Annotated in this window: 12 protein-coding genes; 2 read left to right on the top strand and 10 right to left on the bottom strand. The window is 65.9% G+C overall.

Going from position 1 to position 10,996, the window contains the following annotated elements; genetic code table 11:
* Window positions 1-25: 25 nt before the first annotated feature.
* Complete coding sequence (locus ABC969_RS13055) at window positions 26-961, top strand: XdhC family protein (protein ID WP_345865485.1); 936 nt, start codon at window positions 26-28, stop codon at window positions 959-961.
* Window positions 958-1,533, top strand: a complete 576-nt coding sequence (locus tag ABC969_RS13050) for a nucleotidyltransferase family protein (RefSeq protein WP_345865483.1) — start codon at window positions 958-960, stop codon at window positions 1,531-1,533. Before ABC969_RS13055 ends, ABC969_RS13050 begins: the two co-directional genes overlap by 4 nt.
* A 13-nt stretch (window positions 1,534-1,546) precedes the next feature.
* On the opposite strand, the gene ABC969_RS13045 is transcribed toward ABC969_RS13050, so the two are convergent.
* The 10 genes from ABC969_RS13045 to ABC969_RS13000 form a co-directional block, all read right to left on the bottom strand.
* Window positions 1,547-3,655: an ATP-binding protein gene (locus ABC969_RS13045; protein WP_345865481.1), complete on the bottom strand. Its 2,109-nt coding sequence runs from the start codon at window positions 3,653-3,655 to the stop codon at window positions 1,547-1,549.
* Window positions 3,656-3,766: 111 nt separating this feature from the next.
* Entirely contained in the window at window positions 3,767-4,123 is a 357-nt protein-coding gene (locus ABC969_RS13040; RefSeq protein ID WP_345865479.1) for a lysozyme inhibitor LprI family protein, read from the bottom strand.
* Window positions 4,117-5,151 carry a biotin synthase BioB gene (gene bioB, locus ABC969_RS13035; RefSeq protein ID WP_345865477.1) on the bottom strand — a complete coding sequence of 345 codons (1,035 nt, stop codon included), beginning with the start codon at window positions 5,149-5,151 and terminating at the stop codon, window positions 4,117-4,119. The genes ABC969_RS13040 and bioB overlap by 7 nt, the downstream gene beginning before the upstream one ends.
* Window positions 5,152-5,270: 119 nt before the next feature.
* A complete protein-coding gene (gene scpA, locus ABC969_RS13030; RefSeq protein WP_345865475.1) occupies window positions 5,271-7,433 on the bottom strand; it encodes a methylmalonyl-CoA mutase in 2,163 nt (720 codons plus the stop codon).
* A gap of 138 nt (window positions 7,434-7,571) precedes the next feature.
* On the bottom strand, window positions 7,572-8,354 hold the full coding sequence (locus tag ABC969_RS13025) for an enoyl-CoA hydratase-related protein (protein WP_345865473.1): 783 nt from the start codon (window positions 8,352-8,354) through the stop codon (window positions 7,572-7,574).
* Window positions 8,351-8,773, bottom strand: a complete 423-nt coding sequence (gene mce, locus ABC969_RS13020; protein WP_345865471.1) for a methylmalonyl-CoA epimerase — start codon at window positions 8,771-8,773, stop codon at window positions 8,351-8,353. Before mce ends, ABC969_RS13025 begins: the two co-directional genes overlap by 4 nt.
* Complete coding sequence (locus tag ABC969_RS13015) at window positions 8,770-9,300, bottom strand: hypothetical protein (RefSeq protein ID WP_345865470.1); 531 nt, start codon at window positions 9,298-9,300, stop codon at window positions 8,770-8,772. Before ABC969_RS13015 ends, mce begins: the two co-directional genes overlap by 4 nt.
* A gap of 16 nt (window positions 9,301-9,316) precedes the next feature.
* Window positions 9,317-9,535 (bottom strand): hypothetical protein, encoded by a 219-nt coding sequence (locus ABC969_RS13010; RefSeq protein ID WP_345865469.1) that lies wholly within the window; start codon window positions 9,533-9,535, stop codon window positions 9,317-9,319.
* Window positions 9,532-9,819, bottom strand: coding sequence for a hypothetical protein (locus ABC969_RS13005; RefSeq protein WP_345865468.1), 288 nt, complete (start codon window positions 9,817-9,819; stop codon window positions 9,532-9,534). Before ABC969_RS13005 ends, ABC969_RS13010 begins: the two co-directional genes overlap by 4 nt.
* An 80-nt stretch (window positions 9,820-9,899) precedes the next feature.
* Window positions 9,900-10,996: acyl-CoA carboxylase subunit beta (locus ABC969_RS13000; protein WP_345865467.1), on the bottom strand; the 1,097-nt coding region annotated here is incomplete at its 5' end.

Raw genomic sequence — 10,996 nt, 5'->3', positions numbered from 1 at the left:
CCGGGGTGACGACCTTAGGATTTTTATGGCCGATAACGACACCGTCCTCGCCGCCGCCCAGCAATGGCAAGACGCCCCGCTGGCCATCGCCACCGTGGTCAGCACCTGGGGATCCGCCCCCCGCCCGCGCGGCAGCCATATGCTGATCCATGCCGATGGCCGCTTCGAAGGCTCGGTGTCGGGTGGCTGCGTCGAAAGCGATATTCTCGCCACCGCCGCCGAGGTGATCGCCGGCGCGCCGTTCGTGGTGAAGAATTACGGCGTGGCCGATGCCGCCGCCTGGGAAGTCGGCCTGCCATGCGGCGGCGAGATCGCGGTGATGGTCCAGCCCGTGTCGGCCGAGGGCTTCGATCCCGAACTGTTCGATCGCATCGCCGAGGCGCGCGATGCGGGCCAGGCGCTCACCGTCACCACCGATCTCGATACCGGCACCAGCTCCTTGCGCGAAGCCGAGGGCGCGGCGTTCATCAACCGCTATGATCCGCCGCGCCGCCTGCTGATCGTGGGTGCGGTGCAGATCGCGCAGCCGCTCGCCGGGCTGGCGCGCGAACTGGGCATCGCCACCGTGGTGATCGATCCCCGCGCGCGCTTCCTGACCGAGGAGCGCTTCCCCGGCGTCACGCTGGACGATCGCTGGCCCGACGAAGCGGTCGCCGCCTATGCCCCCGGCCCGTCCACTGCGGTCGTCACGCTCAGCCACGATACCAAGATCGACGATCCCGCGCTGATCGCGGCGCTTGCCACCAACGCCGCTTATGTCGGCGCGCTGGGCTCGCGTCGCAGCCATGCCGCCCGGCGCGAGCGCCTGACGGCCGAGGGCGTCAGCGAGGCCGATCTCGATCGCATCGATGCCCCCGTCGGGCTGGATATCGGCGCGATCGGGCCGGCCGAGATCGCCTTGTCGATCGCCGCGGCGATGGTCGGCGCGTTCAACGTGCGCGAGGCGCGCAAGGGCAAATGATCGCCGCCGAGCGGACCGCGCTGATCCTGCTCGCGGCGGGCCGCTCGCAACGCTTCGGCGCGGCGGACAAGCTGGCGCAGGAATTCCTCGGGCAGCCGCTCGCCTTCCACGTCGTCACCGCGCTGGAAAGCGTGCCGTTCCTCGACCGCATCGTCGTCAAGCACGGCACCGCGCTCGACTTTGCCGCCCGCGGCTACCGCGTGATCCATAACGCGCAGCCGGAAATCGGCATGTCCAGTTCGGTCAAGCTCGGCGTCGCGTGCGCCCGCGACCAGGGCGCCGACGCGGTGATGATCGCGCTCGCCGACATGCCGCGCGTCACCGCCGCGCATGTCCTGCGCCTGCTCGACGCCGCGGATGGCCGCGACGCGGTGGTCGCGTCAAGCGATGGCGTGAAACCCTGCCCGCCCGCCGTCTTCGCCGCCGATCGGTTCGACGCGCTGCTCGCGCTGCACGGCGACGAAGGCGCGCGCGCGATGATCGCCGGCGGCAAGCACGTCATCGCGCCGACCGCGGAATTGCTGGATATCGACCGGCCGGAAGATCTCGAACGGCTCCGCGCGCTGCTCTAGCCGCCGGGTGGCGCTATTCCATCTCCAGAATGACCGCGTCGACCGCCAGGCTATCCCCCGGCGCGGCATTGACGGATTTCACCGTGCCCGCTTTCTCGGCGCGCAGGATATTCTCCATCTTCATCGCCTCGACCACGGCAAGCGGCTGCCCCGCCTCGACCGTGTCGCCCGCGCCGACATCCAGCCGCATCAGCAGCCCCGGCATCGGGCACAGCAGGAATTTGGACAGATCGGGCGGAATCTTGTCGATCATATGCAGCGCCAACGGGGCGATATACGCGGGCAGCACGCGCGCGACATGGCTGCCCCCGCGCGTGGTGAGCGTGAAGCCGCCCCGCGTCCTGGCGATGCGCACGGTCAGATCGTCGTCGCCCAGTTCGGCCTGCACGGTCCGGTCGCCCGGCGTATATTCCAGCGCGATATCCAGATCCGCGCCGTCGACGATGATGCCATCGGTGGAGATCGATACGTCGTGCAGCAGATCACCAATGCGCACCGACCATTCCGCCGGGGGCCGCAGCCTTTTGCCCAATTGCCCGTCGATGCGCCGCGCGCGATCCGCCTCCGCCGTCGCGGCAAAGGCGGCGATCGCGGCCAGGCTGCGGATCAGCACGGCATCGGCCGGCGCGCCGTGGAAGCCCTCGGGATATTCCTCGGCGATAAACCCGGTGGTGATCGCGCCCGAGCGGAAGCGCGGATGCTGCATCAGCGCCGAGAGAAAGTCGATATTGTTGCCCGGCCCCTCGATCTCGAACTGATCGAGCGCCGCGATCTGCAGATCGATTGCTGCCGTGCGCGTCGGCGCCCAGCTGATCAGCTTGGCGATCATCGGATCGTAGAACATGCTGACCTCGCCGCCCTCGAGGACACCGTCATCGACGCGGATATAGCCTTCTTGCTCCCCTCCCGCTTGCGGGAGGGGTTGGGGGAGGGCCTGGGCGGTGGGCGTATCGCTTGTCAACACGCCCTCCCCTAGCCCCTCCCGCAAGCGGGAGGGGGATGCATATGGCGTCTCGCTGCTTTCCGGCGGCGCATAGCGCACCAGCCGCCCGATGCTCGGCAGGAAGCCACGATACGGATCCTCGGCATAGACGCGGTTCTCGATCGCCCAGCCGGTCAGCGTCACATCATCCTGCGTGAAGCCCAGCGGCTCCCCCGCCGCCACACGGATCATCAGCTCGACGAGATCAAGCCCGGTCACCGCCTCGGTCACCGGATGCTCGACCTGCAGCCGCGTGTTCATCTCGAGGAAGTAGAAGCCCTCGCCGGTCGTATCGGCGCCCGACACGATCAGCTCGACCGTTCCCGCGGAAAAATACCCCACCGCGCGCGCCAGCGCGACCGCCTGCTCGCCCATTGCTTGTCGCATCTTGGGCGTCACGAACGGCGATGGCGCTTCTTCCACGACCTTCTGATGCCGCCGCTGGATCGAGCATTCGCGCTCGCCCAGATAGACGATGTTGCCGTGCTGATCGCCCATCACCTGGATTTCGATATGGCGCGGGCTTTCGATAAATTTCTCGATAAACACGCGGTCATCGCCGAACGACGCCAGCCCCTCGCGCTTGGTCGCCTCGAAGCCCTCGCGCACGTCCTGTTCGCTATAGGCCAGCCGCATGCCCTTGCCGCCGCCCCCGGCCGAGGCCTTCATCATCACCGGATAGCCGATCTCGCCGGCGATGCGCACCGCGTCATCGGTATCGGCGATTTCGCCCAGGAAGCCCGGCACGACATTGACGCCCGCGGCCTTGGCCAGCTTCTTCGATTCGATCTTGTCGCCCATCGCCGCAATGGCCTCGGGCGGCGGCCCGATAAAGGCGATCCCCGCCTCCGCGCAGGCGCGCGCGAAACTCTCACGCTCGCTGAGGAAGCCATAGCCCGGATGGATGCAATCCGCGCCGGTCTCCTTGGCGGCGAGCAGGATCAGATCGGCGAGCAGATAGCTCTCGCCGGCGGGCGGCGGCCCCAGCCGCACGCTCTCGTCCGCCATCAGCACATGCGGGCTGCGCGCATCGGCATCGGAATAGACCGCGACCGTCGCGATCCCCATCTTCTTGGCGGTGCGCATCACACGGCAGGCAATTTCGCCGCGATTGGCGACCAGGATCTTTTTGAACATCACTCGTCCCAATTCTTTTTGTCACCCCGGACGTGTTCCGGGGTCCACTCCTCCACCCGCCATGCCGTGCCTAGTGGCACGGTGGATCCCGGAACACGTCCGGGGTGACGGTGGTTACCTAGGCCATATCAGCGCCTTCAACTGCATGGTGCGTTCTCGCGTCAGCCGCGCTTTGCACGTGGCCATCGCCATGCCCTGCGCCGATCCGCCCGCAAATTGGCCGCCCGCGATGACGCACTGCGTGTCGCGAAACTTGAGCCACGCGCGCTGGCTCTCCAGCAGCGCCGTGGCAAAACCGAAACCGCCGCCGCGCGACGTGTCCTGCGCATCACGGCGCTTCATGTACGCATAAGTCCGCTTCCACTGCGCGGTCATCGCGGCGTCCGCCTGCACATAGCTGGCGGTGGTCGTGCGGTTCATGTCCGCCTGCGTTTGCACCGGCGCGGCGGCGAGCAGCAAAGCGATCAGCATGACGCGCAGCCTTTGCGCATCGGCTCTTCGCCGGTCATCGCGCGCAACCCCAGCTTCGCCAGCAGCGCCGCATCCTGATCCTCGCCGGCATTGCCGGTGGTGAGCAGTTTGTCGCCGGTGAAGATCGAATTGGCCCCGGCCATAAAGCACAGCGCCTGCGTCGCCTCGGACATGCTCTCGCGCCCGGCCGACAGCCGCACCATGCTCAGCGGCATGGTGATGCGCGCCACCGCCACGGTGCGGACGAATTCGATGTCGTCGATCTTGGCGAGCGGCGTATCCGCCAGCATGTTGCCCAGCACCGTGCCCTTGACCGGCACCAGCGCATTGACCGGCACGCTTTCGGGATGCCGCGGCAGCGTGGCAAGCGCATGGACGAAACCGACCCGGTCGGCGCGCGTCTCGCCCATCCCGACGATCCCGCCGCAGCACACGTTGATCCCGGCCTCGCGCACATTCTCCAGCGTGTCGAGTCGATCCTGGAAGCTGCGCGTGGTGATCACCTCACCATATTTCTCCGGCGAGGTATCGATATTGTGGTTGTAATAATCGAGCCCCGCCTCGGCCAGTTGCTGCGCCTGATGCGGCTCCAGCATGCCGAGCGTCATGCACGTTTCCAGCCCCATCTGCCGCACGCCGCGCACCATCTCGATGATGGCGGGCATATCGCGCTCCTTGGGGTTGCGCCAGGCGGCGCCCATGCAGAAGCGCTGGCTGCCTGCATCCTTTGCCTGCGCCGCCGATTGCAGCACGGCGCGCACGTCCATCAGCTTGGTCGCCTTCAGCTCGGTATCGGCGCTCACCGACTGGTTGCAATACCCGCAATCCTCGGGGCATCCACCGGTCTTGATCGACAGAAGCGTGCACAGCTGCACCTCACCCGCGGCATGATGCGCACGGTGCACGGTCTGCGCCTGAAACATCAGCTCATCGAACGGCAGATCGAACAACGCGGCGATCTCGGCGCGCGTCCAGTCGGTGCGTACGCTCTCCCTCTTGCTGCCGTCATGCTGAACTTGTTTCGGCATCCACCCATCAGCTTGCCCGGACTGCCCCTGCGGCGCAGTGGACCCTGAAACGAGTTCAGGGTGACGATGGGGGGTGGGGTGACTCTGGGGCGAAGGCCGCTGGGTCAAAGTCTCATTCATCACACAACCTCTTCGACCGGCGGCATATTATGCCCCAGCAATGTCAAAACCTCGCCCGCCGCGTCGACCAGATTGGTCCCCGGCCCGAAAATCCCCTGAACGCCGGCGTCTCGCAGGAATTGATAGTCCTGCGCGGGGATCACCCCGCCGGCAATCACCTTGATGTCGCTGCGCCCGGCGTCGCGCAAATGCCCGATCAGCTCGGGGATCAGCGTCTTGTGCCCGGCCGCCAGCGACGACGCGCCGACCACGTCGACATCTTTCTCGATCGCCAATGCCGCGGCCTCGGCCGGCGTCTGGAACAACGGCCCCGGCACCACCTCGAAGCCCAGATCGCCAAACGCCGAGCTGACCAGATTGGCGCCGCGGTCATGCCCGTCCTGCCCCATCTTGGCGACGAACAGCCGCGGCTTGCGCCCCTTGCGCTGCCCGATCGAGTCCACGCCCTGTTTCAGCCCCAGCCACTTGGCATCGAATTCATGCGCGCCGCCATAAATGCCCGACACCGGCGTGGGGGTTGTGCCGTAGCGCCCGAACACATCCTCCATCGCCAGGGAAATCTCGCCCAAAGTCGCGCGCTGCCGCGCGCACTCCACGGCCAGCGCGAGGAGGTTCGTCTCAAATCCTCCCCCAGCGGGGGAGGAATACCGCGCGCCGTCGCGCAACGCATCCAGCGCCGCCTGGCACTTGCCCTCGTCGCGGCCCGCCTTGGACGCCTTGATCCGCGCGATCTGCGATTCCCGCACGGCCACGTTATCAACGTCGAGAATGTCGATCGCGTCCTGCTCGGCCAGCTTGTATTTGTTGACCCCGACGATGACCTGCTCGCCCTTGTCGACGCGCGCGGCCTGCCCCGCCGCGGCTTCCTCGATCATCGCCTTGGGCCAGCCATGCGCCACCGCCTTGGCCATCCCGCCATCCGCCTCGACGCGCTCGATGATCTCCCACGCCTTCTCGACCAATTGATTGGTCAGGCTCTCGACATAATAGCTGCCGCCCAGCGGATCGACGACCTTGGTCATCCCCGTTTCTTCCTGCAGCACGATCTGCGTGTTGCGCGCGATCCGCGCCGAAAAGTCGGTCGGCAGCGCGATCGCTTCGTCGAGCGCGTTGGTATGCAGGCTTTGCGTGCCCCCCAGCATCGCCGCCATCGCCTCGATCGTCGTGCGGATCACGTTGTTGTACGGATCCTGCTCGGTCAGCGACACGCCTGACGTCTGGCAATGCGTGCGCAGCATTTTCGAGCGTTCGTCCTTGGCGCCGAGGTCCGTCATCACGCGGTGCCACAATTTCCGCGCCGCGCGCAGCTTGGCCACTTCCATGAAGAAGTTCATGCCGATCGCGAAGAAGAACGACAGCCGCCCGGCAAACGCATCCAGATCGAGCCCGCTCGCCATCGCCGCCTTGGCATATTCGCGCCCGTCCGCGATCGTAAACGCCAGCTCCTGCAGCTGCGTCGCGCCGGCTTCCTGCATATGATAGCCGGAAATCGAAATGCTGTTGAACTTCGGCATGTACGCCGAGGTGTAGCCGATAATGTCCGAGATGATCCGCATCGAGGGTTCGGGCGGGTAGATATAGGTGTTGCGGACCATGAACTCCTTGAGGATGTCGTTCTGGATCGTGCCATCGAGCAGATGCTGCGGCACCCCCTGCTCTTCGCCCGCGACGATGAAGAAGGCGAGGATCGGGATCACCGCGCCGTTCATCGTCATGCTGACCGACATCTGATCGAGCGGAATACCGTCGAACAGGATCTTCATGTCATCGACCGTGTCGATCGCCACGCCCGCCTTGCCGACATCGCCGGTGACGCGCGGATGATCGCTGTCATAGCCACGATGCGTCGCCAGATCGAACGCCACCGACAGGCCCTTCTGCCCGGCGGCAAGGTTGCGCCGGTAAAAAGCGTTCGAGGCCTCCGCCGTCGAGAAACCGGCATATTGCCGGATCGTCCACGGCCGCCCGGCATACATGCTCGCGCGAACGCCGCGCGTGAACGGCGCGAATCCCGGCAGACCGGGGTCGATGCCCGCCACGTCCTCGGCGGTATAGAGCGGCTTGACGTCGATCCCCTCCGGCGTCGGCCAGGTGAGATCGCGCCCCTTCACTTCCTTGGCGGCAGCGGCCTGCCACTGCTCGAGCGTTGGTTTGTCAGTCATGAACCCAGCCCAACCTCGTGCCCTGAGCCACCAGCGTCACCCCAGCGAAAGCTGGGGTCTCCTGCGGCTCCCGCGCCGCGCCATCCGCTTGAGATCCCAGCGTCCGCTGGGATAACGGTTGTTGGCAGTCGAACATCATCACGCGCCCTTGAACGCCGGCTTGCGCTTCTGCAAAAACGCCATCCCGCCTTCCATCGAATCCGCCGAGCCGCGCGCCGCGCGCTGATTTTCTGCCTCGCGCAGCATCGCGGTCGGATAATCCGCCTCCAGCGCATGTGCCAGGCCGCGCTTCATCAGCCCGAGCGCCACCGTCGGCCCCGCCGCCAGCCGCTCGGCCAGCGCCAACGCTGCCGCATCCAGCGCCTCGTCCGCCACGATCTTGTGGATCATGCCCCACTCGAGCGCCTTGGCCGCCGGCACCTTTTCGCCCAGCATCATCATCTCGGTCGCGCGCGCCCGCCCGATCAGCCGCGGCAGCATCCAGCTCGCGCCGCCATCCGGCACCAGCCCGATATTGACGAACGCCTGCAGGAAATACGCCGTCTCGCTCGCCACGCAAAAGTCCGCCGCCAGCGCCAGCGAACAGCCGATCCCCGCCGCCGGCCCGCGCACCGCGCTCACCACCGGCACCGCGAGATCGGCCAGCGCCGCCATCGTCGCATTATAATGTTCGGTCAGCGCCACGAACGTCGCATTGCCTGGATCATCGCTGCCCAGCGCCCCGCCAGCGACGTCCGCGCCGGAACAGAAGGCCCGGCCCGCGCCCGCGATGAGCACGGCGCGCGCGCCATCCAGAGTCCCGATCGCGGCGCGCAGTTCATCGAACAGCTGCGGCGGCGCGGCATTCAGCCGCTCGGGCCGGTTGAGCGTCAGCATCAGCACATCGCCGTGCCGCTCATGCAGGATCATCTCATAGCTCATGCGTGATCCTCTCGCGGCGTTTCCATCAACTCGACCAACATGCCGCCGAAATCCTTCGGGTGAACGAACACGATCGGCGTGCCATGCGCGCCGATGCGTGGTTCGGCCAGCACGGTCGCGCCCTTGGCGCGCAGATCGGCCACCGCTTCGTCGATATCGGGCACTTCGAAACACACATGATGCTGCCCGCCCGCCGGATTCTTGCGCAGAAACCCGGCAATCGGCGAACTCTCGTCATACGGCTCGATCAGTTCGATCTGCGTATTGGGCGCATCGATAAAGCACACTTTCACGCCCTGCGCCGGCAGGTCGAACGGCACGCCGATCGCGGTCGCGCCCAGCAGGGTGCGATACGTCTCGATCGACGCCGCGATCGACGGCGTCGCCACGCCGACATGATTAAGCCGCCCGAGCGTCATTTCGCGGGCACCGGTGCCGGCATCACCGGCACTTGCCCCAGCACATACCCGCAGGCCTGCAGCACCTGCCGGATCGGCGCGTCGCCCGGCGGCCCATCGAACACCGCCTCGAAGCGGAAATTGCTGGCATTGGTCGTCTCGACCTTGATCTGCTTGGCCTTGGCCAGCTGCAGCGTCAGCGATGTCACCACTGTATCGTTGCTGGTAAACGCCGCGAAGGCGCGAAACTGCCAGTCATATCCATTGGCCGCGCCGTTATCGAAGCGCAACGCCACCGCTTTCGACGCAAAACTGCCGTCGTCGCCCGCCATCTGCAGCGGCTGCTTGGCGAAGAACTGCACCGAGACCAGCGCCTCGGTCGCCCGGTCGCATTTCACCACCAGCCGCGACGATCCATCACGCGCGATCGTCGACGTGCTGGTCGACGCGACCCCGCCAGCGCTGCTTGTGCGCACGGTCCACGGCGTGGGCGTCGTTGGCGTCGGCGTCGGCGCAGCAGCCTGCAGCAGCAGCAATATCGGGATCATCGCACCACCTCGTTCGTCACTGGCCTTCGATCCTCGGCACCGACCCGCCGCTCGCGCGAGACATATCGATCATGGTCTCGATGCGGATAACGCGCTCGTTCAGTCCCTGCACCTTCCCCGTCACCGCACGAAGATCGTCTGCAATCCGCGACATGTCGCCGCGCAGCCCATCGATCCGCTCCTGCATGAGCATCACGTTCTTCAGGCCGATCATGGCGTCGCCGAACGCGCTCACTCTCTAACGCCCATCTCGCGCAACATCTTGTCCACCGTTGCATGCGTTTCCTGCAAGGTGCGGCTCATCGAGTCGATCGATGCATGCATCTTGGGGATCGCTTCGTTCACCTGCTCGACCAGCGCGGCAAGCTCGGCTTCTTCATCAGCGGTCGGCTGTGCGATATACTGGCTCGATGCCTCACGCAGGACATGACCAACCGATCTGCCGCTTTTGACCGCGAACGCATCCAGCGCGGCTTTATGATCAGGCGTGGTGAGGAAAGTGACACGTTCGGTCTGCATGGCAAGGCTCCTTCACATCACCTTATAATGTGCAGGTGCCGCACCCGCAACGTGTCGACGGGCCAGCGTCGGCGGCCTGGTCACAGCGGGATATTGTCGTGCTTCTTCCAAGGATTCTCCAGCGCCTTGCCGCGCAGCTTGCGCAGGCCCAGCGCGATCCGCCGGCGCGTCGAATGCGGCTGGATCACCTCGTCGATAAAGCCCTTCGCCGCGGCCACGAACGGATTGGCGAAGCGCGCCTCATATTGCGCGGTCTGCTCGGCGATCTCGTCCGGCGTGCGCCCGCGGAAGATGATCTCGACGGCACCCTTGGCGCCCATCACCGCGATCTCCGCCGTCGGCCAGGCATAATTGAGGTCCCCGCGCAGATGCTTCGACGCCATCACGTCATACGCGCCGCCATAGGCCTTGCGCGTGATCACGGTGATCTTGGGCACGGTCGCCTCGGCATAAGCGAACAGCAATTTCGCGCCATGCTTGATGATGCCGTTCAGTTCCTGGCTCGTCCCCGGCAGGAAGCCCGGCACATCGACGAACGTGACGATCGGAATATCGAAACAATCACAGAAGCGCACGAAGCGCGCCGCCTTCTTCGATGAATTGATATCGAGGCACCCCGCCAGCACCATCGGCTGGTTGGCCACGAACCCCACGGTGCGCCCCTCGATCCGCCCGAAGCCGACGATGATATTGCCCGCATGCGTCGGCTGCACCTCGAAGAAATCGCCTTCGTCGACGACCTTCCGGAGCAGCTCGTGCATGTCATACGGCTGGTTGGCGCTCGCCGGGATCAGCGTGTCGAGACTGTCCTCGATCCGGTCCCACGGATCGGACGACGGCCGTTCCGGCGCTGGCTCGCGGTTGGAAGCGGGCAGGAAGTCCACGAAGTCGCGGGCCGCGAGCAGCGCCTCGATATCGTTCTCGAAGGCCACGTCAGCGACCCCCGACTTCGTGGTATGCGTCACCGCTCCACCCAGCTCCTCCTGCGTGACGATCTCGTTGGTAACGGTCTTCACTACATCTGGGCCGGTGACGAACATGTAGGACGAATCCTTCACCATGAAGATGAAGTCCGTCATCGCGGGGGAATAGACTGCGCCACCGGCGCAGGGCCCCATGATCAGGGAAATCTGCGGCACGACGCCGCTCGCCAGCACGTTGCGCTGGAACACTTCGG

It is taken from the genome of Sphingomonas qilianensis (assembly GCF_039614825.1).
Taxonomy (GTDB): Bacteria; Pseudomonadota; Alphaproteobacteria; order Sphingomonadales; family Sphingomonadaceae; genus Sphingomonas; species Sphingomonas qilianensis.
The sequence above is the reverse complement of the archived record's forward strand: the minus strand, read 5'-3'. Positions and strand labels throughout refer to the sequence as shown.

Excerpts from the sequence above, each read along its gene's own strand:
- ABC969_RS13055 (WP_345865485.1), top strand. The coding sequence starts at position 26 with ATGGCCGATAACGACACCGTCCTCGCCGCCGCCCAGCAATGGCAAGAC.
- scpA (WP_345865475.1), bottom strand. The coding sequence starts at position 7,433 with ATGACTGACAAACCAACGCTCGAGCAGTGGCAGGCCGCTGCCGCCAAG.
- ABC969_RS13005 (WP_345865468.1), bottom strand. The coding sequence starts at position 9,819 with ATGCAGACCGAACGTGTCACTTTCCTCACCACGCCTGATCATAAAGCC.
- bioB (WP_345865477.1), bottom strand. The coding sequence starts at position 5,151 with ATGCCGAAACAAGTTCAGCATGACGGCAGCAAGAGGGAGAGCGTACGC.
- ABC969_RS13015 (WP_345865470.1), bottom strand. The coding sequence starts at position 9,300 with ATGATCCCGATATTGCTGCTGCTGCAGGCTGCTGCGCCGACGCCGACG.
- mce (WP_345865471.1), bottom strand. The coding sequence starts at position 8,773 with ATGACGCTCGGGCGGCTTAATCATGTCGGCGTGGCGACGCCGTCGATC.
- ABC969_RS13040 (WP_345865479.1), bottom strand. The coding sequence starts at position 4,123 with ATGCTGATCGCTTTGCTGCTCGCCGCCGCGCCGGTGCAAACGCAGGCG.
- ABC969_RS13050 (WP_345865483.1), top strand. The coding sequence starts at position 958 with ATGATCGCCGCCGAGCGGACCGCGCTGATCCTGCTCGCGGCGGGCCGC.
- ABC969_RS13025 (WP_345865473.1), bottom strand. The coding sequence starts at position 8,354 with ATGAGCTATGAGATGATCCTGCATGAGCGGCACGGCGATGTGCTGATG.